20 protein-coding genes are annotated in these 25,355 nt (G+C 62.1%); 18 read left to right on the forward strand and 2 right to left on the reverse strand.

The window, feature by feature from the left end:
• Positions 1-13 precede the first annotated feature (13 nt).
• The 18 genes from BLR69_RS23440 to BLR69_RS23525 all read left to right on the forward strand — a co-directional run bounded on the left by BLR69_RS23440 (position 14) and on the right by BLR69_RS23525 (position 21,549).
• The gene (locus tag BLR69_RS23440) at positions 14-979 is read left to right on the forward strand and encodes an ABC transporter substrate-binding protein (protein ID WP_071492407.1); all 966 of its coding nucleotides are present in this window, start codon (positions 14-16) and stop codon (positions 977-979) included.
• 72 nt (positions 980-1,051) lie between these two features.
• Positions 1,052-1,903, forward strand: a complete 852-nt coding sequence (locus tag BLR69_RS23445; RefSeq protein ID WP_012721776.1) for an ABC transporter permease — start codon at positions 1,052-1,054, stop codon at positions 1,901-1,903.
• On the forward strand, positions 1,900-2,724 hold the full coding sequence (locus BLR69_RS23450) for a quaternary amine ABC transporter ATP-binding protein (protein WP_050572407.1): 825 nt from the start codon (positions 1,900-1,902) through the stop codon (positions 2,722-2,724). Before BLR69_RS23445 ends, BLR69_RS23450 begins: the two co-directional genes overlap by 4 nt.
• A gap of 138 nt (positions 2,725-2,862) precedes the next feature.
• Positions 2,863-4,374 carry a histidine ammonia-lyase gene (hutH, locus tag BLR69_RS23455; RefSeq protein WP_071497234.1) on the forward strand — a complete coding sequence of 504 codons (1,512 nt, stop codon included), beginning with the start codon at positions 2,863-2,865 and terminating at the stop codon, positions 4,372-4,374.
• A gap of 20 nt (positions 4,375-4,394) precedes the next feature.
• Entirely contained in the window at positions 4,395-5,933 is a 1,539-nt protein-coding gene (gene hutH, locus BLR69_RS23460) for a histidine ammonia-lyase (RefSeq protein WP_134434957.1), read from the forward strand.
• A 197-nt stretch (positions 5,934-6,130) separates the two neighbouring features.
• Positions 6,131-7,540 (forward strand): amino acid permease, encoded by a 1,410-nt coding sequence (locus BLR69_RS23465; RefSeq protein WP_071497071.1) that lies wholly within the window; start codon positions 6,131-6,133, stop codon positions 7,538-7,540.
• 15 nt (positions 7,541-7,555) lie between these two features.
• Positions 7,556-8,761: an imidazolonepropionase gene (gene hutI / locus BLR69_RS23470; RefSeq protein WP_071497072.1), complete on the forward strand. Its 1,206-nt coding sequence runs from the start codon at positions 7,556-7,558 to the stop codon at positions 8,759-8,761.
• 12 nt (positions 8,762-8,773) lie between these two features.
• A complete protein-coding gene (gene hutG, locus BLR69_RS23475; protein ID WP_071497073.1) occupies positions 8,774-9,574 on the forward strand; it encodes an N-formylglutamate deformylase in 801 nt (266 codons plus the stop codon).
• Between the two features lie 203 nt (positions 9,575-9,777).
• Positions 9,778-10,710, forward strand: a complete 933-nt coding sequence (locus tag BLR69_RS23480) for a choline ABC transporter substrate-binding protein (protein WP_071497074.1) — start codon at positions 9,778-9,780, stop codon at positions 10,708-10,710.
• A complete protein-coding gene (locus BLR69_RS23485; protein WP_071497075.1) occupies positions 10,707-11,642 on the forward strand; it encodes an alpha/beta hydrolase in 936 nt (311 codons plus the stop codon). The genes BLR69_RS23480 and BLR69_RS23485 overlap by 4 nt, the downstream gene beginning before the upstream one ends.
• A gap of 103 nt (positions 11,643-11,745) precedes the next feature.
• On the forward strand, positions 11,746-12,717 hold the full coding sequence (gene pip, locus BLR69_RS23490; RefSeq protein ID WP_071497076.1) for a prolyl aminopeptidase: 972 nt from the start codon (positions 11,746-11,748) through the stop codon (positions 12,715-12,717).
• Positions 12,714-13,151, forward strand: a complete 438-nt coding sequence (dtd, locus tag BLR69_RS23495) for a D-aminoacyl-tRNA deacylase (protein ID WP_016979155.1) — start codon at positions 12,714-12,716, stop codon at positions 13,149-13,151. The genes pip and dtd overlap by 4 nt, the downstream gene beginning before the upstream one ends.
• 267 nt (positions 13,152-13,418) lie before the next feature.
• Positions 13,419-15,155: a glucan biosynthesis protein G gene (locus tag BLR69_RS23500; RefSeq protein WP_071497236.1), complete on the forward strand. Its 1,737-nt coding sequence runs from the start codon at positions 13,419-13,421 to the stop codon at positions 15,153-15,155.
• A complete protein-coding gene (gene mdoH / locus BLR69_RS23505) occupies positions 15,148-17,718 on the forward strand; it encodes a glucans biosynthesis glucosyltransferase MdoH (RefSeq protein ID WP_071497077.1) in 2,571 nt (856 codons plus the stop codon). Before BLR69_RS23500 ends, mdoH begins: the two co-directional genes overlap by 8 nt.
• 185 nt (positions 17,719-17,903) lie before the next feature.
• Positions 17,904-18,704 carry a transporter substrate-binding domain-containing protein gene (locus BLR69_RS23510; protein WP_071497078.1) on the forward strand — a complete coding sequence of 267 codons (801 nt, stop codon included), beginning with the start codon at positions 17,904-17,906 and terminating at the stop codon, positions 18,702-18,704.
• Between the two features lie 219 nt (positions 18,705-18,923).
• Positions 18,924-19,721, forward strand: a complete 798-nt coding sequence (locus tag BLR69_RS23515; RefSeq protein WP_058423699.1) for a transporter substrate-binding domain-containing protein — start codon at positions 18,924-18,926, stop codon at positions 19,719-19,721.
• A gap of 141 nt (positions 19,722-19,862) precedes the next feature.
• Positions 19,863-20,822, forward strand: a complete 960-nt coding sequence (locus BLR69_RS23520; protein ID WP_071497079.1) for an amino acid ABC transporter permease — start codon at positions 19,863-19,865, stop codon at positions 20,820-20,822.
• Positions 20,815-21,549, forward strand: coding sequence for an amino acid ABC transporter ATP-binding protein (locus BLR69_RS23525; protein ID WP_071497080.1), 735 nt, complete (start codon positions 20,815-20,817; stop codon positions 21,547-21,549). Before BLR69_RS23520 ends, BLR69_RS23525 begins: the two co-directional genes overlap by 8 nt.
• Before the next feature lie 3 nt (positions 21,550-21,552).
• Here BLR69_RS23525 and BLR69_RS23530 read toward each other — a convergent pair whose 3' ends face one another.
• Positions 21,553-23,097, reverse strand: coding sequence for a methyl-accepting chemotaxis protein (locus BLR69_RS23530; protein WP_071497081.1), 1,545 nt, complete (start codon positions 23,095-23,097; stop codon positions 21,553-21,555).
• Between the two features lie 184 nt (positions 23,098-23,281).
• Positions 23,282-25,198 (reverse strand): HAMP domain-containing methyl-accepting chemotaxis protein, encoded by a 1,917-nt coding sequence (locus BLR69_RS23535; RefSeq protein WP_071497082.1) that lies wholly within the window; start codon positions 25,196-25,198, stop codon positions 23,282-23,284.
• Positions 25,199-25,355 lie beyond the last annotated feature (157 nt).

Below are 25,355 nucleotides of genomic sequence, written 5' to 3' on the forward strand. Positions count from 1 at the left end.
GAGCGTCACAACAATGAAAATGCATAAGACCCTGATGGCTACCTTGCTCTCTGCAGGCTTGCTGGCCAGCGCTGGCGCCCAGGCAGCCGGTTGGTGCGAATCCGGCAAGCCGGTGAAGTTCGCCGGCCTGAACTGGGAGAGCGGCATGTTGCTCACCGACATCCTGCAAACCGTGCTGGAAAAAGGCTACGACTGCAAAACCGACAGCCTGCCGGGCAACTCCATCACCATGGAAAACGCCCTGAGCAGCAACGACATCCAAGTGTTCGCCGAAGAATGGGTCGGCCGCAGTGAAGTCTGGAACAAGGCCGAGAAGGCCGGCAAAGTCGTCGGCGTCGGCGCCCCTGTCGTCGGTGCAATCGAAGGTTGGTACGTGCCGCGCTATGTGATCGAAGGCGACGCCAAGCGCAAGCTGGAGCCCAAGGCCCCGGACCTGAAAAACATCGCCGACCTGGCCAAGTACGCCTCGGTGTTCAAGGACCAGGAAGAGCCCTCCAAGGGCCGCTTCTACAACTGCCCGGCCGGCTGGACCTGCGAGCTGGATAACAGCGAAATGCTGAAAAGCTACGGCCTGGAAAGCACCTACACCAACTTCCGCCCAGGCACCGGCCCGGCGCTGGATGCGGCGGTGCTGTCGAGCTACAAGCGTGGCGAGCCGATCCTGTTCTACTACTGGTCGCCCACGCCGCTGATGGGCCAGGTCGACCTGGTCAAGCTCGAAGAAAAACCCGGTGTGGATAAAAGCGTGAGCATCAAGGTCGGCCTGTCCAAGACCTTCCACGAACAAGCCCCTGAATTGGTGGCCGTGCTGGAAAAGGTCAACCTGCCCATCGACCTGCTGAACCAGAACCTGGGCCGCATGGCCAAGGAGCGAATTGAGTCGCCAAAACTGGCGAAAATTTTCCTCAAGGAACATCCTGAAGTCTGGCACGCCTGGGTGAGCGACGACGCAGCCAAGAAAATCGACGCGGCCTTGTAGGTCAAGCGTGCCCGGCTACCCTGAGGGGTTGGCCGGGCGCCTGGCCACAACCCACTGGATCGAGAGCACGATATGTTTCCTGAGAGTTTTACGTTTTCCATCGCCGACTGGGTCAACGGTTGGGTGGACTCACTGGTCACCAACTACGGCGATGTGTTCCGGCACATTTCCGACACCTTGCTATGGGCCATCGTCAACCTGGAAGGGTTGCTGCGCGCAGCGCCCTGGTGGCTGATGCTGGCCATTGTCGGCGCCGTCGCCTGGCACGCTACCCGCAAGGTGGTGACCACGGCGGTGATCGTCGGCCTGCTGTTCCTGGTGGGCGCGGTTGGCCTGTGGGACAAGCTGATGCAGACCCTGGCCTTGATGATGGTCGCCACCGTGATCTCGGTGCTGATCGGCATTCCGCTGGGCATCTTGTCGGCGCGTAGCAATCGCCTGCGTTCGGTGTTGATGCCGCTGCTCGACATCATGCAGACCATGCCGAGTTTCGTGTACCTGATCCCGGTGCTGATGCTGTTCGGCCTGGGCAAGGTCCCGGCGATTTTCGCCACGGTGATCTACGCCGCGCCGCCGCTGATCCGCCTCACAGACCTTGGCATCCGCCAAGTCGACGGCGAAGTCATGGAAGCCATCAACGCCTTCGGTGCCAACCGTTGGCAGCAACTGTTCGGCGTGCAACTGCCGCTGGCGTTGCCGAGCATCATGGCCGGTATCAACCAGACCACCATGATGGCGCTGTCGATGGTGGTGATCGCCTCGATGATCGGCGCCCGTGGCTTGGGTGAAGACGTCCTCGTCGGCATCCAGACCCTCAACGTTGGGCGTGGCCTTGAGGCCGGCCTGGCGATCGTGATTCTCGCAGTGGTCATCGACCGCATTACCCAGGCCTATGGTCGTCCACGGCATGAGGCGAGCAAATGACTACTGTCAGCAAAATCGAAGTCAAAAACGTGTTCAAGATTTTCGGCGCACGCTCCAAGGACGCGCTGTCGTTGATCGGCCAGGGCAAGACCAAGGACCAGGTGCTGGCCGAGACCGGCTGCGTGGTCGGTGTGAACGACCTGTCCCTGAGCATCGGCACTGGCGAGATCTTCGTGATCATGGGCCTGTCGGGTTCCGGCAAGTCCACCCTGGTGCGCCACTTCAACCGCCTGATCGACCCCACCAGCGGCGCGATCCTGGTGGACGGCGAAGACATCCTGCAACTGGACATGGAAGCCCTGCGCCAATTCCGTCGGCACAAGATCAGCATGGTGTTCCAGAGCTTCGGCCTGCTGCCCCACAAGAGCGTGCTCGATAACGTCGCCTACGGCCTGAAAGTGCGTGGCGAAACCAAGCAGGTGTGCGCCGAACGCGCCCTGCACTGGATCGAAACCGTGGGCCTCAAGGGCTACGAAAACAAATACCCGCACCAGCTTTCCGGCGGCATGCGCCAGCGTGTCGGCCTGGCCCGCGCCTTGGCGGCCGACACCGACATCATCCTGATGGACGAAGCCTTCAGCGCCCTCGACCCGCTGATTCGCGCCGAGATGCAGGACCAGTTGCTGGAACTGCAAAAGACCCTGCACAAGACCATCGTGTTCATCACCCACGACCTCGACGAAGCCGTGCGCATTGGCAACCGTATTGCGATCCTCAAGGACGGCAAGCTGATCCAGGTCGGCACGCCGCGGGAGATCCTGCATTCGCCGGCGGATGAGTATGTGGACCGGTTTGTCCAGCGGCGGGCGGCGGTAGTGTAACTGATCGTTCCCACGCTCTGCGTGGGAACGCATCCGGGACGCTCCGCGTTCCAAGAGCGGACGCAGAGCGTCCAGGGCGGCATTCCCACGCGGAGCGTGGGAACGATCAGCTGCACAAGAATTGAAGAAGGTATGAAGATGCCCCATGCAACAAAAATCATCATCGCCGACACCCCACTGCGCTGGCAGGACGTGGTCGCCGTCGCCCGCCACGGCGCGGTGCTCGAACTCTCGGGCCAGGCCTGGGCGCGCATCGACAATGCCCAGGCCATCGTGCAGCGCATCGTCACCAGCGGTGAGCGCGCCTATGGCGTGAACACTGGCCTGGGCGCGCTGTGCAATGTGTCGCTCAAGGGCGAGCAACTCAGCCAACTGTCGCGCAACACGCTGCTCAGCCATGCCTGCGGCGTCGGCCCGGTGCTCAGCGACGAGCAGACCCGCGCAATCATCTGCGCCGCCATCATCAACTACAGCCACGGCAAATCCGGCCTGCATCCGCAGGTGGTGCATTCGCTGCTGGCGCTGCTCAACCACGGCATCACGCCGCAAGTGCCATCCCAGGGCTCGGTGGGTTACCTGACCCATATGGCCCATGTTGGCGTGGCGCTGCTGGGTGTGGGCAATGTGAGTTACCAAGGTCGGATCGTTCCGGCGCAACAGGCATTGAACGCGGAAGGTCTGCAACCGGTGGTGCTCGGCGCCAAGGACGGCCTGTGCCTGGTCAACGGCACGCCGTGCATGACTGGCCTGAGCTGCCTGGCCCTGGCCGACGCGCATCACTTGCTGCAATGGGCCGACGTGATCGGCGCCATGAGCTTCGAAGCCCAGCGTGGTCAGATCGATGCCTTCGATGAAGAAATCATCGCCCTCAAGCCGCACCCCGGCATGCAGCAAGTGGGTATCAACCTGCGCGCCCTGCTTGATGGCAGCGAAGTGATCGCCAGCAGCAAGGGCATTCGCACACAGGATGCGTTAAGCATTCGCTCGATCCCGCAGATCCATGGCGCGGCTCGCGACCAGGTAGAGCACGCCACGCGCCAGATCGAGACCGAACTCAACAGCACCACCGATAACCCGCTGGTACTCGGTACGCCAGACAATTACCGCGTAGTGTCCCAGGCCAACCCCCACGGACAATCCGTGGCGTTGGCGGCGGACATGCTGGCGATTGCCATGGCCGAAATCGGCGCGGTGGCCGAACGTCGCCTGGACCGCCTGATCAACCCGCACGTCAGCGGCTTGCCGGCGTTCCTGGTCAGCAACCCCGGGGTCAACTCCGGGATGATGATCGTGCAGTACGTCGCCGCCTCGCTGTGCGGGCAAAACCGCCAATTGGCGCAACCGGCGGTGCTCGACAACTTCGTCACCTCGGGCCTGCAGGAAGACCACCTGAGCATGGGCACCAATGCGGCGCTCAAGCTGCACCAGGTGCTGGCCAACGTCACTCAGATTCTCGCCATCGAGTACTTGTTGGCGGCCCAGGCGTTCGAGTTTCTCAAGGAACAACGTTTCGGCGCCGGCACCGACCGTGCCTGGCGCCTGCTGCGCGAAGTCGTACCGGCCTATGAACAGGACCGTTGGTTGGCGCCGGACATTGCCGCCGCCGCTCAACTGCTGAAAAACACCGATTTACCGAATGTGCACTTTTAAAAGAACAATTCAGAAGGAGTATGAATGTGACTGCGCTAAACCTGATTCCAGGCCAACTGAGCCTTGCCCAACTGCGAGCCATCTACCAGCAGCCGGTAACCCTCAGTCTGGATGACAGCGCCACGGCGCAGATCGAAGCCAGTGTGGCCTGCGTGGAGCAGATTCTCGCCGAGAACCGCACCGCCTACGGCATCAACACCGGTTTCGGCCTGCTGGCCTCGACCCGCATTGCCAGCGAAGACCTGGAAAACCTCCAGCGTTCCCTGGTGCTGTCCCACGCCGCTGGCGTCGGTGAGCCGATCAGCGATGCGCTGGTGCGGCTGGTCATGGTCCTCAAGGTCAACAGCCTGAGCCGTGGGTTCTCCGGCATTCGTCGGCAGGTGATCGACGCGCTGATCGCGCTGATCAACGCCGAGGTGTACCCGCATATTCCGCTGAAAGGTTCGGTCGGTGCCTCCGGCGACCTGGCGCCGTTGGCGCACATGTCCCTGGTGCTGCTGGGTGAAGGCAAGGCACGCTACAAAGGCGAGTGGCTGGAAGCGACCGAAGCGCTGAAAGTTGCCGGCCTCACGCCGCTGACCCTCGCCGCCAAAGAAGGCCTGGCGCTGCTCAACGGCACCCAGGTGTCGACTGCTTATGCACTGCGTGGCCTGTTCGAAGGTGAAGACCTGTTCGCCGGCGCCTTGGCCTGCGGCGGCCTCACTGTGGAAGCGGTGCTGGGTTCGCGTTCGCCATTCGATGCGCGTATCCATGCTGCTCGCGGCCAGCGTGGGCAGATTGACTCTGCTGCGGCTTACCGTGACCTGCTCGGCGACAGCAGCCAGGTGTCCCAGTCGCACCAGAACTGCGACAAGGTGCAAGACCCGTATTCGCTGCGCTGCCAGCCACAAGTTATGGGTGCCTGCCTGACCCAGTTCCGCCAGGCCGCTGAAGTATTGGTGGTCGAAGCCAATGCCGTGTCGGATAACCCACTGGTGTTTGCCGCTGAAGGCGACGTGATTTCCGGCGGCAACTTCCACGCCGAGCCGGTGGCCATGGCGGCCGACAACATGGCGCTGGCCATCGCCGAGATCGGCTCGCTGAGTGAGCGCCGCATTTCGCTGATGATGGACAAGCACATGTCGCAACTGCCGCCGTTCCTGGTGGGCAATGGCGGTGTGAACTCCGGTTTCATGATCGCCCAGGTGACCGCTGCCGCGCTCGCCAGCGAGAACAAAGCGCTGGCCCATCCCCATAGCGTCGACAGCTTGCCGACTTCCGCCAACCAGGAAGACCACGTGTCGATGGCCCCGGCTGCGGGCAAACGCCTGTGGGAAATGGCTGAGAACACCCGTGGGATTCTCGCGGTCGAGTGGCTGGCCGCGTGCCAGGGCCTGGACCTGCGCGAAGGCCTGAAAACCTCGCCGAAGCTGGAAAAGGCGCGTGGCATCCTGCGCGCCAAAGTGGCGTTCTACGACAAGGACCGCTTCTTCGCGCCGGACATCAACGCCGCCAGCGAACTGCTCGCCAGCCGCTGCCTGAACGAGCTGGTGCCGGCCAAGCTGCTGCCGAGCCTGTAACCGATCCATAGGACGACATGCTTCCTGTGGTGAGCGGGCTTGCCCCGCGTTGGGGCGCGAAGCGGCCCCAAACCCGACGACCGCAGAAGGGCTGCTGCGCAGCCCAACGCGGGGCAAGCCCGCTCACCACAAAAGCAGGCATTCATCACGGCAGCCATTCGGATTTTTCTCAGGATAAAAATAATTAAGGACGAGAAATGCACCAGCAAGAAAAAGGTTTGAAACGCGGGCTCAGCGCCCGACATATTCGCTTCATGGCACTCGGTTCTGCGATCGGTACCGGGTTGTTCTATGGCTCCGCCTCGGCTATCCAGATGGCTGGCCCCGCTGTGCTGCTGGCCTACCTGATCGGCGGCGCCGCCGTGTTCATGGTGATGCGTGCCCTCGGTGAAATGGCCGTGCACAACCCGGTCGCCGGTTCCTTCGGCCAGTACGCCAGCACCTACCTGGGCCCCATGGCCGGGTTTATCCTCGGCTGGACCTACGCGTTTGAAATGATCATCGTGTGTCTGGCCGACGTCACCGCCTTCGGCATCTACATGGGCTTCTGGTTTCCCGAGGTCGCGCGTTGGGTCTGGGTGCTCGGCATCGTGTTTCTGATCGGCGGCCTGAACCTGTGCAACGTCAAAGTGTTTGGCGAAATGGAGTTCTGGCTGTCGCTGCTCAAGGTCGGCGCCATCGTGGCGATGATCCTCGGCGGCTTCGGCATCATGCTGTTTGGCATTCATTCGGCCGGTGAAACCCAGGCCAGCGGCCTCAGCAACCTGTGGGCCCACGGCGGCTTCATGCCCAATGGCATCGGCGGCCTGATCGCCTCGTTTGCGGTGGTGATGTTTGCCTTCGGCGGCATCGAAATCATCGGCATCACCGCCGGCGAAGCCAAGGACCCGCAGCGCGTGATCCCCAAGGCGATCAACGCGGTGCCGCTGCGTATCCTGTTGTTCTACGTGCTGACCCTGTTCGTGCTGATGGCCATCTACCCATGGCCGCAGATTGGCAGCCAGGGCAGCCCGTTCGTGCAGATCTTCAGCAACCTGGGCATCGGTTCGGCGGCGACCATCCTCAATATCGTGGTGATCTCGGCGGCCGTCTCGGCCATCAACAGCGACATCTTCGGCGCCGGCCGCATGATGTACGGCCTGGCCCAACAGGGGCAGGCGCCCAAGGGCTTTGCGCAACTGTCGAAACACGGCGTACCGTGGATGACCGTGGTGGTGATGGGCGCAGCCTTGCTGGGTGGCGTGGTGCTCAACTACCTGATCCCGGAAAACGTATTCCTGCTGATCGCCTCGATTGCCACCTTCGCCACCGTTTGGGTGTGGCTGATGATCCTGTTCACCCAGGTCGCCATGCGCCGCTCAATGACCAAGGAGCAGGTCGCCGAATTGAAATTCCCGGTGCCGTTCTGGCCCTATGCGCCGGCGGCCGCCATCGTATTCATGCTGTTCGTGTTTGGTGTGCTGGGTTACTTCCCGGACACCCAGGCTGCCTTGCTGGTCGGTGCCGTATGGATCGTGCTGTTGGTGGTGGCCTACCTGCTGTGGGTCAAACCCGCTGCCGGGCAAGCGGCCAAGGTCCATTACGACCCGGCTTTGTCTCATCGTTAATCTAGGGAGGCGTTGATGAAAACGCTTTGGCAACACTGCCACGTCGCAACCATGGCCCAGGGCAAGTACTCGATCATCGAGGATGCCGCCATGGTCACCGCGGGTTCGCTCATCGAGTGGATCGGCCCCCGCAGCCAGGCACCCACGGCGGATTACGCCCAGGTGCATGACCTGCACGGCGCGTGGGTCACCCCCGGGCTGATCGACTGCCATACCCACACGGTGTTCGGCGGTAACCGCAGCGGCGAATTCGAGCAACGCCTCGAAGGCGTCAGCTACGCCGAGATCGCGGCCAAGGGCGGCGGTATTGCCAGCACCGTGCGCGCCACTCGCGCCGCAACCGAAGATGAGCTGTTTGCCAGTGCTGAAAAACGCCTGCGCAGTCTGCTGCGGGACGGCGTCACCACCGTGGAGATCAAGTCCGGCTACGGCCTGGACCTGGCCAACGAACGCAAGATGCTGCGTGTGGCCCGTCGCCTCGGTGAAGCGCTGCCGGTCAGCGTGCGCGCCACGTGCCTGGCGGCCCATGCGTTGCCGCCGGAGTACAAGGACCGCGCCGACGACTACATCGAGCACATCTGCGCCGACATGCTGCCGGCCCTGGCGGCGGAAGGGCTGGTGGACGCGGTGGATGCGTTCTGTGAGCACCTGGCGTTCTCCACCGAACAGGTGGAGCGCGTGTTCAAAGTTGCCCAGCAACTCGGCCTGCCGGTGAAGCTGCACGCCGAGCAGCTCTCTTCGTTGCACGGTTCCAGCCTGGCCGCGCGTTACCAGGCCTTGTCGGCGGACCACCTGGAATTCATGACCGAAGAAGATGCTATCGCCATGGCCGCTTCCGGCACCGTCGCGGTGTTGCTGCCGGGCGCCTTCTACTTCCTACGCGAAACCCAATTGCCGCCGATGGAGGCCCTGCGCAAGCACGGCGTGAAAATTGCCATCGCCAGCGACCTCAACCCTGGCACCTCGCCGGCGCTGTCGGTGCGCTTGATGCTGAACATGGCCTGCACCCTGTTCCGCATGACCCCGGAAGAAGCCCTGGCCGGTGCCACCACCCACGCGGCGACCGCGCTGGGCATGGGCGATACCCATGGCACCCTGGAAGCAGGGAAGGTAGCGGACTTTGTCGCCTGGCAAATCGATCGTCCCGCCGACCTGGCTTACTGGCTGGGTGGCGAGCTGGATAAACGCGTCGTGCGCCATGGCGTCGACGTCACTGTGTGAGGAGTACTGCTTGTGGATAAGGTTCTGAACTTCAAACAAGGTCGTGTGCCGCTGCTGATCAGCATGCCCCATGCCGGCCTGCGCCTGACGCCTGCGGTCGAAGCCGGGTTGATCCCCGAGGCGCAAAGCCTGCCGGATACCGATTGGCACATTCCTGCGCTGTATGACTTCGCCGAAGAGCTGGGCGCCAGCACCCTGGCCGCCGAATACTCGCGGTTTGTCATCGACCTGAACCGGCCGTCCGACGACAAGCCGTTGTACACCGGTGCTACTACCGGGCTGTACCCGGCGACGCTGTTCGACGGCGTGCCGTTGTTCCGCGCAGGGTTGGAGCCTTCCCCGGAGGAGCGCGTCAGCTATCTGCAGAAAATCTGGGGGCCGTACCACCGTGCCCTGCAAGAAGAACTGGCGCGCCTCAAGGCCGAGTTCGGCTACGCCTTGCTGTTCGATGCACACTCAATCCGCTCGGTGATCCCGCACCTGTTCGACGGCAAGCTGCCGGACTTCAACCTTGGCACTTTCAATGGCGCCGCGTGTGATCTCGAATTGGCCAGCCAGCTGGAAGCCATCTGCGCCAAGCATCCGCAGTACACCCATGTACTCAATGGGCGCTTCAAGGGCGGCCATATCACCCGGCACTACGGCGATCCGGCACAGGATATCCACGCGGTGCAGTTGGAGTTGTGCCAGAGCACTTATATGGAAGAGGTCGAGCCGTTCCGCTATCGCCCTGATTTGGCCGAGCCGACGCGGGTGGTGTTGAAGCAGTTGCTGGAAGGGCTATTGGCCTGGGGGCAAGCGCGCTATCGGTGAATTGCGGCGCTGCTGGAATAGCTATCGGGGGCAAGCCCCCTCCCACCTTTTGATTTGTAACCCAGTCAAATGTGGGAGGGGGCTTGCCCCCGATGGCGGTCTCACCGTCGCCTCAGTGCAACTGCCGGTCGCCACAGTTCGTGTTGACTGCATTCTCACTGCGTAAGGTTGTTGAATAAAAACAGCCGAGTGAGCGCTCATCCATGAAAAAACTGTTGTTGCCCCTCACCTGTGTCGCACTGCTCAGTGCACACGCCATGGCCGCCGAACCGGCCTCCTGCAAAAGCATCCGCATGGGCGTGGTCAGCTGGACCGATGTGATCGCCACCTCCGGCATGGCCGACGTGCTGCTCAATGGCCTGGGCTACGACAGCAAACAGACCAGCGCGGTGCAGCAGATCATCTTCGCCGGCATCCGTGACAAGCGCCTGGACATCTTCCTCGGCTACTGGAAGCCGGCAATGGACAACAACATCGCGCCGTTCCTGGCGGCCAGGCAGGTCAAGGTCTTCGACACCCCGAGCCTCGCCGACGCCCAGGCCACCCTGGCCGTGCCGCAATATGTGGCCGACGCGGGCTTGAAGACCTTTGCCGACATCGCCCGCTTTAAGGACAAACTGGGCGGCAAGATCTATGGCATCGAACCGGGCAGCGGCGCGAACACCGATATCCAGAAAATGATCGACACCAACCGCTTCGGCCTGGGCGGCTTCAAGCTGGTGGCCTCGGGTGAAGCGGGCATGCTCGCCGCCGTGCAGCGCGCGGTGAACCGCAAGGAGTTCGTGGTGTTCGTCGGCTGGACCCCGCACCCGATGAACATCAACATGAAAATGGCCTACCTCACCGGCAGCGAAGACGTGTTCGGCCCCGACGAAGGCCGCGCCACGGTCTCCACCGTTACCGCGCCGGACTTTGCCGAGCGCTGCCCCAACGCCAACCGCCTGTTGGAGAACCTTACCTTAACCGCCGCCCAGGAAAGCCAGTTGATGGTACCGATCATGGAGCGCCAGTCGCCGCAGGATGTGGCCAGGCAATGGCTGCGTGATCACCCCGAGGATTTGCAGCGCTGGTTGACTGGGGTAAAGGCGTTTGATGGCGGCGATGGTGTAGCGGCGGTGCAGGCGAGCCTTAAATGAACCCATACCCGATTTCGCCTGAACTGGCAGCGTTCGTAGCGAAGACCGAGTCGTTCACCAGCGACGACACGTCGCTGGCTGGGTTGCGCCACGGCTACGACCGCATGTGCCAGGCGTTTACCCCGCCGGTGCTCGACGGACTGGCGATGACGGATTTTTCCCTGGCTGGCGTGGGGGTGCGCAGTTATCTGCCCACTGCCCCCATGCCCTCGGATGGCTGGCCGTGCCTCCTTTATATGCACGGCGGGGGTTGGGTGGTCGGCGGGCTGGATTCCCACGACTTCATCTGCTTCGAACTGGCCAGCGCCTTGCGCGTACTGGTGATCGCCGTCGACTACCGGCTGGCGCCGGAGCATCCGTTCCCCGCTGCCTATGAGGATTGCCGCGCCGTGTGGCAGGCGATCCAGGCGGGGCAGGGGCCGCATGCTATCAACCTGCAACGCCTGTTGGTGATCGGCGACAGCGCGGGCGGCAATCTGGCAGCGGCGTTGTGCCTGGGGTTGCGTGACGACCGGCAGCCACTGCCGGTGGCCCAGGTGCTGATTTACCCGGGGCTGGGCGGCCCACCTGACCTGCCGTCGCGACTTGACTGCGCGGATGCGCCCTTGCTTAGCAGCGCCGACACTGACAGTTACCTGGCGCTGTACCTGCAGGGCAGCGGCAAGCCCACGCCTTATGCCATGCCGCTGCTGGCCAACGACTTCAGCGGTTTGCCCAAGGCATGCATTGCCGTGGCCCAATTCGACCCGCTGCGCGATGACGGCATGCTTTACGCCGAGCGCCTGCAAGCGGCGGGTGTGAGCAGCGTGCTGTATCCCGGCAAAGGCCTGGTGCACGGCTGTTTGCGGGCGCGGCGGCACGTGCCGGAGGTGGACCGCCTCTACGATTTCCTGCTGGATTACCTGGGGAGCGAAGGGCTGACACAGGTCTAAGCGCTCTAGGACATGCTCATTGCACAATTCGGGTTTATAGTGCCAGACGGCAAAATAAAAGACGTCCCCCCAGGGATGAACCCGACCCCTTACGGAGCGCGCAATGCAGACTTGGTACCCGCAGATCAAACCCTACGCCCGGCACGATCTGGCAGTCGATGACATCCACACGCTGTACGTCGATGAAAGTGGCTCCCCCGAAGGCTTGCCCGTCGTATTCATCCATGGTGGCCCTGGTTCCGGTTGTGATGCGCAGAGCCGCTGCTATTTCGATCCCAACCTGTACCGCATCGTCACCTTCGACCAGCGCGGCTGCGGGCGCTCCACCCCGCGCGCCAGCCTGGAAAACAACACCACCTGGGACCTGGTCGCCGACCTTGAGCGTATCCGCGAGCACCTGGGCATCGACAAATGGGTGTTGTTCGGCGGTTCCTGGGGCTCGACCCTGTCCCTCGCCTACGCGCAAACCCACCCGGAGCGCGTGCATGGCCTGATCGTGCGCGGCATTTTCCTGGCACGGCCGCAGGACATTCATTGGTTCTACCAGGAGGGCGCGAGCCGCCTGTTCCCGGATTACTGGCAGGACTACATCGCGCCGATCCCGGTGGAAGAGCGCCACGACATGATCGCGGCCTACCACAAGCGCCTTACCGGCAACGATCAGATCGCCCAGATGCACGCGGCCAAGGCTTGGTCGGGCTGGGAAGGGCGCATGCTGGGCCTGTGCCCGAGCCCGGCGCACGTGGAGCGTTTTTCCGAGCCGCAACGCGCCCTGTCCATCGCGCGAATCGAGTGCCACTACTTCACCAACAACTCGTTCCTGGAGCCCAACCAGCTGATCCGCGATATGCACAAGATCGCCCATCTACCTGGCGTAATCATCCACGGGCGCTACGATATGATCTGCCCATTGGATAACGCCTGGGCGTTGCACCAGGCGTGGCCCAACAGTGAGCTGCAGGTGATTCGCGAAGCCGGCCATGCGGCGTCCGAACCCGGCATCACCGATGCCTTGGTACGTGCGACCAGCGAAATGGCACGTCGCTTGCTCGATCTGCCGCCTGAAGAAGCATGAAGGGCCTGTTGCAACGGGTGCGCGGCGCCCGGGTCGAGGTGGCGGGCGAAATCGTCGGCGCCATCGACCAGGGTTTGCTGGTATTGGTGGCCGTCGAGCCTGCGGATACGCCGGAAAGTGCCGATAAACTGCTGCACAAGCTGCTGAACTACCGGGTGTTCAGCGATGACGAAGGCAAGATGAACCTGTCGTTGAAGGATATCGACGGCGGTTTGTTGCTGGTGTCGCAGTTCACCCTGGCAGCGGACACCAAGAGCGGGCTGCGGCCGAGCTTCTCCACAGCGGCCCCGCCGGCCCTGGGAGCGGCGCTTTTTGATCACTTGCTGTTACAAGCGCAACAATTGCATGGCAAGGTGGCGTCGGGGCGTTTTGGCGCGGATATGCAGGTGCATTTGGTCAATGATGGCCCTGTGACCTTCCTCTTGCAGACGTGAATGTATTAAAAACGACTTTTAATGCCTAAAAACGCAGGGTTTCGCTACAAATACTTCGTTGTCCCTGATGCGTTGTCTCGCGGGCTACTAGATAATCGCGCGCTACGGGGATCAGCGTTGTTTGGTCCATTTTTGACTTAGGTAGAGACTTGTCCGATCGCCAATGGGGAATCATTTTGCCCCAGGGGAGTCGGAACAATGCTCGCCAACCTGGCATATAGATAGCTGGCCGTTGGTTTTTTGATCTGTTTTCGGCGAGGGTTGCTCGTGATTGTTAGTCCCTGTAATGCACCAAAATTGTCTGCCAAACGGTTACGAAACGCACTGGTGACGGGCTCCGCCCTGTTTTGCCTGTTCGGCGCGGGTCAACTGTGGGCATTCAGTCTGGATGATGTGTCGGCCAAGGCTAAAGAGTTGGCCGGGCAGAAATACGAAGCTCCGCGCAGCAATCTGCCGAACGAATTCCGCGAAATGAAATTCGCGGACTACCAGAAGATTCGTTTCCGCAACGAAAAAGCCGAGTGGGCCGATCAGAACACCCCGTTCAAGCTGTCCTTCTATCACCAGGGTATGCACTTCGATACACCGGTGAAAATCAACGAAGTCACTGCCGACAGCGTGCAGGAAATCAAGTACGACCCGACGCGCTTCGATTTCGGCGACGTGAAGTTTGATCCCAAAGCCACCGAACAGCTGGGCTATGCCGGCTTCCGTGTGCTGTACCCGATCAACAAGGCCGACAAGCAAGACGAAATCATGACCATGCTGGGCGCGAGCTACTTCCGCGTGGTCGGCAAGGGCCAGGCATATGGCTTGTCCGCCCGTGGCATGGCAATCGACACAGCACTGCCGTCCGGCGAAGAATTCCCGCGTTTCACCGAGTTCTGGATCGAGCGTCCAAAGCCGGGTGAGAAACAACTGGTGATCTTTGCCCTGCTGGACTCGCCGCGCGCTACCGGTGCTTACCGCCTGATCCTGCGTCCGGGCACCGACACCATTGTCGACGTGAAATCCCAGATGTTCCTGCGCGACAAGGTCAGCAAACTGGGTGTTGCCCCGTTGACCAGCATGTACCTGTTCGGCGCGAACCAGCCGTCCAAGGTGCTGAACTACCGCCGTGAGCTGCACGATTCCAGCGGCCTGTCGATCCATGCCGGCAACGGCGAGTGGATCTGGCGCCCCCTGAACAACCCTAAACACCTGTCGGTCAGCAACTTTACCGTCGAGAACCCGCGTGGTTTCGGCCTGCTGCAACGCGGCCGCGACTTCAGCCACTACGAAGACCTCGACGACAACTACGACAAGCGCCCAAGCGCCTGGATCGAGCCTGAGGGCGACTGGGGCAAAGGCACCGTCAACCTGGTAGAGATTCCGACTGCCGATGAAACCAACGACAACATCGTTGCGTTCTGGAGCCCGGAAAAACTGCCGGAAGTGGGCCAGCCACTGGACGTTTCCTACCGCCTGCACTGGACCATGGACGAAAAATCCCTGCACCCGGCCGACAGCGCCTGGGTCAAGCAGACCCTGCGTTCCACCGGTGACGTGAAGCAATCCAACCTGATCCGCCAGCCGGATGGCAGCGTGGCGTACCTGGTTGACTTCGAGGGCCCGTCCCTCAAGGCCCTGCCATCGGATGCCGCGGTTCGCAGCCAGGTGAGTGTCAGCGACAACGCCGAACTGGTTGAAAACAGCGTGCGCTACAACGAGCACACCAAAGGCTGGCGCCTGACCCTGCGCATGAAGATCAAGGACGCAGGCAAGCCGACCGAAATGCGTGCGGCGCTGGTGCAGGATGTTCCGCCTCCGGCCCCTGAGCAGGACACGAGCCACGTGCTCAAGGCTGACAAGGTGCTGGCCAAGCAACACGAGAAACAGGCCAAGAAAGACGCGAAAGACAAGGAAGCCAAGCAGCCAGAAGCTGCCCCAGCCACGCCGGAGCCGATCAAGACCGAACAAGTCCTGACCGAAACCTGGAGCTATCAGTTGCCTGCCGATGAGTAATTCTCAAATCCAGCCGGAGACTCTGTCCGAGTACCTGGCGCATCTACCGATGACCGCTGAGCAGCGCGCCGAACTGGCGGGCTGCACGTCCTTCAGCGAGCTGCACGAGCGCTTGTCGTCGAAGACCTTCGACGCGCCCATCGATGCCGCCCAGGCGTCGGTTGGCACGCGGTTGACCCTCAGCACCGCCGAAGAGCTGCAGGACGCCGAAATGCTGGCCCTCGACGCCGAGGGCCGCGTGTGCCTCAAGGCCACGCCGCCGATCCGTCGCACCCGCGTGGTGCCGGAGCCGTGGCGCACCAATATCCTGGTGCGCGGCTGGCGCCGCATTACCGGGCGCAGCAACCCGCCGGCCCCGCCGAAAGATGAGCGCGTATTGCCGGCTGCCCGCTGGCGTACCGTCGGTTCGATTCGCCGCTACATCCTGCTGGTGCTGATGATCGGCCAGACCCTCGTGGCCGGTTGGTACATGAAAGGCATCATGCCGTACCAGGGCTGGTCGCTGGTCGACTTCGACGAGATCCGCAACCAGACCCTGCTGCAAACCGCGACCCAGGTACTGCCGTACGCCCTGCAAACCAGCATCCTGATCATGTTCGGGATCTTGTTCTGCTGGGTATCGGCCGGTTTCTGGACCGCGTTGATGGGCTTCCTGGAGTTGCTCACAGGTCACGATAAATACCGCATCTCCGGTAAAAGCGCCGGCGACGAGCCGATCCCGAAAGACGCCCGCACCGCGCTGGTGATGCCGATCTGCAACGAAGACGTGCCCCGGGTGTTTGCCGGTTTGCGTGCGACGTTCGAGTCGGTCGCCGCCACCGGGGACCTGGATCGCTTCGACTTCTTCGTGCTCAGCGACAGCAACGAGGCCGACATCTGCATCGCCGAACAGCAAGCCTGGCTTGATGTGTGCCGCGAAGCCGGTGGTTTCGGCAAGATCTTCTATCGTCGTCGCCGCCGTCGCGTGAAGCGTAAGAGCGGCAACCTCGACGACTTCTGCCGTCGCTGGGGCGGTGACTATAAATACATGGTCGTACTCGACGCCGACAGCGTGATGAGCGGCGAATGCCTGACCAGCCTGGTGCGCCTGATGGAAGCCACGCCGGATGCGGGGATTATCCAGACTGCGCCACGTGCGTCGGGCATGGACACCCTGTATGCGCGCATGCAGCAGTTCGCTACTCGTGTGTACGGCCCGCTGTTCACCGCCGGCCTGCACTTCTGGCAGCTGGGTGAATCCCACTACTGGGGTCACAACGCGATCATCCGCATGAAGCCGTTCATCGAGCATTGCGCCCTGGCGCCCTTGCCGGGTAAAGGCGCGTTCGCCGGTTCCATCCTGTCCCATGACTTCGTTGAAGCCGCGCTGATGCGCCGTGCCGGCTGGGGCGTGTGGATCGCCTACGACCTGCCGGGCAGCTATGAAGAGCTGCCGCCGAACCTGCTGGATGAACTCAAGCGTGACCGTCGCTGGTGCCACGGTAACCTGATGAACTTCCGCCTGTTCCTGGTCAAAGGCATGCACCCGGTGCACCGTGCGGTGTTCCTGACCGGTGTAATGTCCTACCTGTCGGCGCCGTTGTGGTTCCTGTTCCTGGTGCTGTCCACGGCCTTGCTGGCGGTGAACACCCTGATGGAACCGCAGTACTTCATGGCACCCCGCCAGTTGTACCCGCTGTGGCCGCAATGGCATCCGGACAAGGCGGTGGCGCTGTTCTCCACCACCATCGTGCTGCTGTTCCTGCCGAAACTGTTGAGCATCATCCTGATCTGGGCCAAGGGCGCGAAAGAGTTCGGTGGCAAGTTCAAGGTGACCCTGTCGATGCTGCTGGAGATGCTGTTTTCCATGCTGCTGGCGCCGGTGCGGATGATCTTTCACACCCGCTTCGTCCTCGCCGCGTTCCTCGGCTGGGCCGCGACCTGGAACTCACCGCAGCGTGACGATGACTCCACCCCGTGGAGCGAGGCCGTCAAGCGCCACGGTCCGCAAACCGTGCTGGGCTTCCTGTGGGCGCTGTTGGTGGTGTGGTTGAACCCGAGCTTCCTGTGGTGGCTGGTGCCTATCGTCGGTTCGCTAATGCTGTCGATCCCGGTGTCGGTGATTTCCAGCCGTGTCGGGCTGGGCCTCAAGTCTCGTGACGAGAGCCTGTTCCTGATCCCCGAGGAATACAATCCGCCGCAAGCGCTGCTGTCTACAGACAAGTACACCCACGAAAACCGTTGGCACGCGCTGAATGACGGCTTCGTGCGTTCGGTGGTCGACCCGCAGCAGAACGCTTTGGCTTGCGCCCTGGCAACCTCGCGTCACGCCCAGGCCGAGCCGATCGAGTACCTGCGTACCGAACGTGTGCGCCACGCGCTGAAAGTCGGCCCTGCCGGCCTCAACAACGGCGAACGCCTGGCCCTGCTCAGTGACCCGGTCGCCCTGGCGCGCCTGCATGAGCAGGTCTGGAGTGAAGGTCATACCGAGTGGCTCGCCGCCTGGCGGGACTCGATCAAGGCTGATCCGCACGCACCGTTGCTGCCGCTGCAACCACTGTCGTCCCAGGCTCAACCGGCCTGATTCAGGCACCCCCGAGGGCTCACCTCGGGGGTGCTTCAAGCGCTGATCCTACAGCGTTTCCCGGTTCTTCCTTCTTTGTGCCAACCCCTTGTTTTTTCGAAACAAAAGACCCTCGTTCGAGGCGTATTGCCGTGCGCGTGGCTGCGTTAGCATCGCCCCCGCATTTGACTTGGCACGGGGGATTCATGATCAAACGGTATTGTTCGGCGCTGCTGATAGGCGCAGTCGCTTTCATTCACATGGGCCTGGCCCAGGCCGGCGCGATTGATGACGCCGTTCGGCGCGGCGTGCTGAAAGTCGGCACCACACCCACTTACGTGCCCTTCGAAATGACCGATAAGCAGGGGCGCATCGTCGGGTTTGAAATCGACCTGCTCAAGGTCATGAGCCAAGCCCTCGGGGTCGAACTTGAGTTGGTCGCGGTGCCCTACACCGAACTGGTTACGGGGCTCTTGACGAAGAAATTTGATCTGATCGGCAGCGGTATGACCGTCACCCAGGAACGTAACCTCAAGTTGAATTTCAGCGATTCGTTCATCGTCGTTGGCCAGTCGGTGTTGTTACACCCAAGCCTTGCGGGCAAGGTCACCAGTGTCGAAGACCTCGATGACCCCGGCTACCGAATTGCCGCCACCGAAGGTACCACCGGCGAGTCAGCGGCCCGACGCTTTCTGGGGGCGGCGCGACTCAGCAGTTTTGCCACGCCAGAGGAAGGCGTACGCCAGGTGGTGCAGGGCAAGGCTGACGCCTTTATTCATGACGCCCCCTACAACCTGATCGCCCTGAGCCGTCCGGAAAACCACGCGCTGTTGGCACTTGAACAGCCCTTCACCTTCGAGCCCCTGGCGTTCGGCTTGAAAAAAGGTGATTTCGACAGCCTCAACTGGATCAACCATTTCCTCAATCAGGTGGCGCAGGACGGGACCTATGATCGCTTGCACGACAAGTGGTTTAAAGACACCGACTGGCTGGTGGAAATCGACTGAAAGTCATAACTGCTTACACATCAAGCCGTTGCCCGAGCTGCCTGGGCAGGTGTCTACCCCTGCGGTTTGCTGCAGCGTTGTGGGGCTTTTCCGACATACGCCGACAACAAATAGCCGTGAAACCTTTGTGACGGCAGGCGAGTGGGTTAGGATCGCACCCCGAAATGGTGCAGCCCTTTTGCGCGCCGACCTTATAAGAATGGTTCAGGGGACTTGATGATGAAAAAGTATCTTTCGATGCTGCTGCTCGGCGTCACCGCGCTGGTCGCGGCCAATGCGGCCCAGGCCGGTGCGATCGACGATGCAGTCAAGCGCGGCACGCTGAAGGTCGGCATGGACCCGACCTACATGCCGTTCGAAATGACAGACAAACGCGGTGAAATCATCGGTTTCGAAGTCGACATCCTCAAGGCCATGGCCAAGTCCATGGGCGTCAAGCTGGAGCTGGTCTCCACCGGCTACGACGGCATCATCCCGGCCTTCCTGACCGGCAAGTTCGACATGATCGGCAGCGGCATGACCCTGACCCAGGAACGCAACCTGCGCCTGAATTTCAGCGAACCCTTCATCGTGGTTGGGCAGACCCTGCTGATTCGCAAGGAGCTGGAAGGCACCATCAAGTCCTACAAAGACCTGAACGACGAGAAATACCGCCTGACCTCCAAGCTGGGCACCACCGGTGAGATGGTCGCCAAGAAGCTGATCTCCAAGGCCAAGTACCACGGCTACGACAACGAGCAGGAAGGCGTGCTGGACGTGGTCAACGGCAAGGCCGATGCCTTCGTGTATGACGCACCGTACAACGTGGTTGCCGAGAAGAAAGTCGGCAATGGCAAGCTGGTGTTCCTGGAAGAACCCTTCACCTTCGAACCCTTGGCGTTTGGTTTGAAGAAGGGCGACTACGACAGCATCAACTTCATCAACAACTTCCTGCACCAGATCCGTAACGACGGCACCTACGATCGCATCCATGACAAGTGGTTCAAGAGCTCGGAGTGGCTCAAGGACATGGAATAAGGTTTAGACCGAGTCGCGCCCTTCGCGAGCAAGCCCGCTCCCACATTCGACCGCCTTCTCCTGTTGGAACCTGGTCAAAATGTGGGAGCGGGCTTGCTCGCGAAGACGGCCTGACAAGCAACACCAATCCCGGAACTTGAAATGAAACAGAAAAAAGCCCAATGGCCCTGGCACCTGCTGACCGTGTTCGTGCTGGTCGGCCTGGCCGGCGCCTTGTACTACGCCACTTCGTTGATGTCCTATGAGTGGCGCTGGAACCGTGTACCGCAATACTTCGCCTACCAGGCCGAAACGTCCCAGCGCGCCGCTGACATCTCCACCGTGGTCGAGTTGGTACGCAAAGGCGATGTGGCCGAAGTGACGCTGCGCAACGACGCGGGCGCCGAGCAAAAGCTGACCGTGGCCGACAACAGCCTGCAAGTGGCGCGTGGCGATGATGTGGCCGAAGGCGATGTGGTGGGCGTGACCCGGCAGTGGGCGTTGGGGCCGTTGATGTGGGGCTTGTGGACCACGCTGTGGCTGTCGGTGGTGTCCGGCATCCTCGGTTTGGCGATCGGGCTGGCGACGGGTTTGTGTCGCTTGTCCAGCAACCCGACCCTGCGGGATCTGTCGACGATCTACGTCGAACTGGTACGCGGTACGCCGCTACTGGTGCAAATCTTCATTTTCTATTTCTTTATCGGCACGGTGCTAAACCTGTCCCGGGAATTTGCCGGGATCGCCGCGCTGTCGCTGTTTACCGGTGCCTACGTGGCGGAAATCGTCCGCGCCGGCGTGCAGTCCATCACCCGTGGCCAGAACGAAGCCGCCCGCTCCCTGGGCCTGAGTGCCAGCCAGTCGATGCGCCACGTGGTGTTGCCGCAGGCGTTCAAGCGCGTGTTGCCGCCGTTGGCCGGGCAATTTATCAGTCTGGTGAAGGACACGTCCCTGGTGTCGGTGATCGCGATTACCGAACTGCTCAAGAGCGGTCGTGAAGTCATCACCACCTCGTTCTCACCGTTTGAAATCCTGTTCTGTGTCGCAGGCCTGTACCTGCTGATCAACCTGCCGCTGTCGAAAATGGCCAGCCGGCTTGAGCGGAGGCTCGCGCAAAGTGATTGAAGTCCGCGATCTGGTAAAAGTCTTCGACACCCGTGGCCATGTGGTCCGTGCGGTGGACCATGTCACCACCCAGGTGGCCAAGGGCGAAGTGCTGGTGGTGATCGGGCCGTCGGGCTCTGGCAAGTCCACCTTCCTACGCTGCCTTAACGGCCTGGAAGCATTCGATTCCGGCTCGGTGAGCATCGACGGCTTGCAGTTGGCTGATCCGAAGACCGATGTGAATGCGTACCGCCGCGAAGTCGGCATGGTATTCCAGCACTTCAACCTGTTCCCCCACATGACCGTGCTGGAGAACCTGTGCCTGGCGCAGAAAGTCGTGCGCAAGCGCGGCAAGCAGGAGCGTGAGGCCAAGGCCCTGGCGCTACTGGAAAAGGTTGGCATTGCCCAGAAAGCCAACGAGTTTCCGTCGCGCCTGTCCGGCGGCCAGCAGCAACGGGTTGCGATTGCCCGGGCCCTGGCGATGGAGCCCAAGGTGATGCTGTTCGACGAACCCACCTCCGCGCTGGACCCGGAAATGGTCGGCGAAGTGCTGGATGTGATGAAGACCTTGGCCCTGGAAGGCATGACCATGGTCTGCGTCACCCACGAAATGGGCTTTGCCCGCGAGGTGGCTGATCGCGTGCTGTTCTTCGACCATGGCAAGTTGCTCGAAGATGCCGCCCCGGCCGAGTTCTTTGATGCACCGAAAGACCCACGGGCCCAGGCGTTCCTGCGCCAGGTCCTGTAAGGCTCAGAGCCTGAATTTGCCGACCAGCGTCTGCAAATCCAGGCTCAGTTTGGTCAGTTGGACGCTCGCCGCCGCCGTTTCCTCGCTGGCGGCGGCGGTCTGTTCCGACACATCCCGCACCTTCAACACGCTGCGATTGATCTCTTCGGCCACTGCACTTTGCTGTTCGGCCGCAGCGGCAATCTGCGGGTTCATCTCCTGGATCACCGAGACCGTGCGCGCAATCGCTGCCAGGGCGTCACCTGCGTCGCGGGTCAGCTCGACACTGTAGTCGGTCAGGCTGCGGCTGCTGTCCATGATGTCGGCGACGTGCTGGGTGCCGGTATGCAGCCCCTGGATCAGTGCCTGGATTTCCTCGGCTGACGCCTGGGTGCGCTGCGCCAGGCTGCGCACTTCATCGGCCACCACCGCAAAGCCTTCGCCGGCACTGCCCGCGCGGGCGGCTTCGATGGCGGCATTCAGCGCCAGCAGGTTGGTTTGCTGGGACACGGACTTGATCACATCCAGCACGCTGCCGATCTTCTGGCTCTCCTGTTGCAACGCCAGCATTGCGCGTCCCGAGAGCGCCATTTCATCTGCCAGTTGGCCTATCTGTTCAACGGCCTGCGCAACCACCTTGTCACCCGCGATGGTTTGCCGATCCGCTTCATTGGCTGCGATCGAGGCCTGCTCGGCGTGTCGGGCCACTTCCTGTGCGGTGGCGAGCATTTCGTTCATCGCGGTGGCGACCTGGTCGGTTTCGTCTTTCTGGTTATTCACCCCCGCGCGGGTTTGCTCCGTGACGGCCGATAACTGTGTCGCCGCGCTGGCGATCTGCCGGGCGCTGTCGCCGATCCCCCCGATCAGGGTGCGCAACTGAGTGGTCATGCGCCTCATGCTCCGTTGCAATTGGCCCAACTCGTCCTTGCGGAGGACTTCCGCACCCGGGTTCAGGTCGCCATCGGCAATGCGACGCGCGGTGGCGAGCGCTTCGCGTAGCGGCACTGCAATCTGGCGGGCGATCATCCAGGCGGCCCAGGCCCCGAGCAACAGTGCGGCAGCTGTTATGCCCAGTAATCGGACTCGGCTCTGGTCGGCTTCGAGACTGCGCTTGAGCGCCTGGCCCTGGCTGAGCAGGTCGCTTTGTTCCAGCAGTTGGTTGAGTTGTTGCTCCAACTGCGGCTGGGGTGGCGTGTTGCCGATCCCTTCCTTGAACAGGTTCGCCAGGCGTTGGGCTCGCTCAACGCGCTCAAGGTCGGCTGAGTCCTTAAGCCGACCGGAGAGTGTCGCCAGATGCGTGTCGATTTTGTCCAGGTGCCGGCTGATGTTGCTCAGGTTCCGGGGATCGCCCTGCACTTGATAGAGCAAATGATCGGCGCGCAACTCTTCGCCGGTCACGGCCAGGTGGCCGAGTGCGCTGAGGGTTTCGGAGCGGTACAGGGCCGCGTTAAGGGACTGCCAGCCGGTCAGGGCGATGATCAGGCTGAGGACCAGGATCTGGCCGAAGCCCAACGCAAGCTTGAGCCTGACGCTGGCGTTGTCCAGCAAGCGAGTGAGTCGATGAAACATGGTGAATCTCCCACGGGTGAACACGGTCGGCTCGCAATCTCGTCACCAGGGGTGCCGAAAACCTTGAACCAACTTGAACACTAGTGCGATCGAGCGTCGGTGGCGCAGTCGCTCGCCTGATAAGCGCGTAGGAAATTTCACAAGGTGCAGCGGTGGCCGGGACAGGCCACCGCCGTAGGGAAGGTCAGACCTTGAAGCGGCCCACCAGGGTTTGCAGGTAGATGCCCAGGCGCGCCAGTTCGGCACTGGACGTTGCGGTTTCTTCGCTGGCGGCGGAGGTCTGCTCCGATACATCCCGCACGTTCAGCACGCTGCGGTTGATCTCTTCGGCCACTGCGCTTTGCTGCTCGGCGGCGGTGGCGATCTGGGAATTCATCGCCTGGATGGTCGAGACCGTGCGCGTGATACTCGCCAGGGCGCTGCCGGCGCGACGGGTCAACTCGACGCTGCTGTCGGTGAGGCCACGGCTGTTGTCCATGATGGTCGCGACCTGCTGGGTACCGTTTTGCAGGCCGACGATCAGCTCTTCGATCTCTTCGGTGGACTTCTGGGTGCGCTGGGCCAGGCTGCGCACCTCATCCGCCACCACGGCGAAACCTCGCCCGGCTTCCCCGGCACGTGCGGCCTCAATCGCGGCGTTGAGGGCCAGCAGGTTGGTTTGCTGGGCAACGGACTTGATCACATCAAGCACGCTGCCGATCTTGTCGCTTTCGCGCTTCAGGTCGCCCATGGCGACGGTAGAATTACCCACTTCGGTGGCCAGGCGTTCGATCTGGGCGATGGCTTCGCCCACCACCTTGTCACCCTCGCGGGCCTGTTGATCGGCGGCCACGGCGGCCTCAGAGGCTTCCTCGGCGTTGCGCGCGACTTCCTGCACGGTAGCCGCCATCTCGTTCATGGCGGTGGCCACCTGGTCGGTCTCGACCTTCTGGCTGTTGACGCCGGCGCTGGTTTGTTCGGTCACGGCCGACAGCTGCTCGGCGGCGCTGGCGATCTGGGTGACGCCGTCGCTGATCCCGCCGATCAGCTCACGCAAGCCGACGGTCATGCTTTGCATGGCGCGTTGCAACTGGCCCAGTTCATCCTGGCGCACGGACGTGAGGTTGTGGCTCAGGTCGCCGGAGGCTACGCGTTCTGCCACCTGCAGCGTCTGGTTCAGCGGAATGATGATCTGGCGGGTGATGGCCCAGGCGGCCACCAGGCCGAAGATCAGCGCCAGCACGGTCGCCAGCAGCAACAGTTGTTTGGCCCGCGCGGCGTCGGCGTCACGTACCACGGTTTGCGAGGTGGTGAGTTTTTCGCTGTGGCTCTGCAGGATGTCACCCTGGGCGCTCATGATTTTCAGCGCGTCGGCGGCGGCCGTCTGGGAGTCGCGGTACTGGCTGACGGCGGCGCGGTAGGCTTGCAGTGAAGTGCTGGCCTCTTGCAGGTTGGCCTGGTACTGCGCAGGCAGTTGGCCCTCCAGCGCGGTGATTTTCTTCACGGCGTTGTCAATCGCGTCGAGGGCCGGCTGTTCCGCCTCGACCTTGGCGCTGTAGGTGTAGCCGCGCACCTGGAAGCGTGCCTGCTGGATCAGTTTGCTCAGGTCGACCACGCTGTTGAACTGCGTGACACTGTCGCCTTGCAGCAGGGACTTTTCCACCTCACTGACCTTGGCCACGGCGTTGTCGGCCGTGTCGCCCAGCTTGCTGCGCGCACCTTCACGCTTGAGCCCGGCCTGGACCATGGCGCCGAAGGCTTTTTTGTATTGGTTCAAGGCGTCCTGTTGCTGTTCCACCAGGGCCTTGTCGTCGGGTTGCTCGATCAGGTCGGCGGCGGTCTTGAGGCCGCTGTCCAGTTTGGCGATCAGGCCGTTGACCGCGTCCGTACCTTGTTCGCCGCGACGCATTTCGAAGTCCAGGCGCGCCAGGCGCAAGTCCTTGGTCAGCCCGTTGAGGCTGGAGATATAGCCCAGCTTGTCACCGCGACTGGTGACATCCCCCAGGCCGGTCCAACCGGTGAAGGTGATCATCAACGTGAGCAGCAATACCAGGCCGAAGCCCACGCCGAGTTTGGTTTTGACGCTGACATTCCCCAGCTTTTCGGCTAACCAACGATACATGCTGCGAACTCCCCTGGAACAAGGCTTGGACTTATTCAAAGGTTATCGGCCAGCACGCGCAATTCTGTAGCGAAGCTGTACCCAGGTGGGAGGGGCTTGCCCCCGATTGCAGTGGGTCAGCTACAGATAAGCTGGATGACACACCGCTATCGGGGGC

Source organism: Pseudomonas azotoformans (genome assembly GCF_900103345.1).
Classification (GTDB): Bacteria; Pseudomonadota; Gammaproteobacteria; order Pseudomonadales; family Pseudomonadaceae; genus Aquipseudomonas; species Aquipseudomonas azotoformans.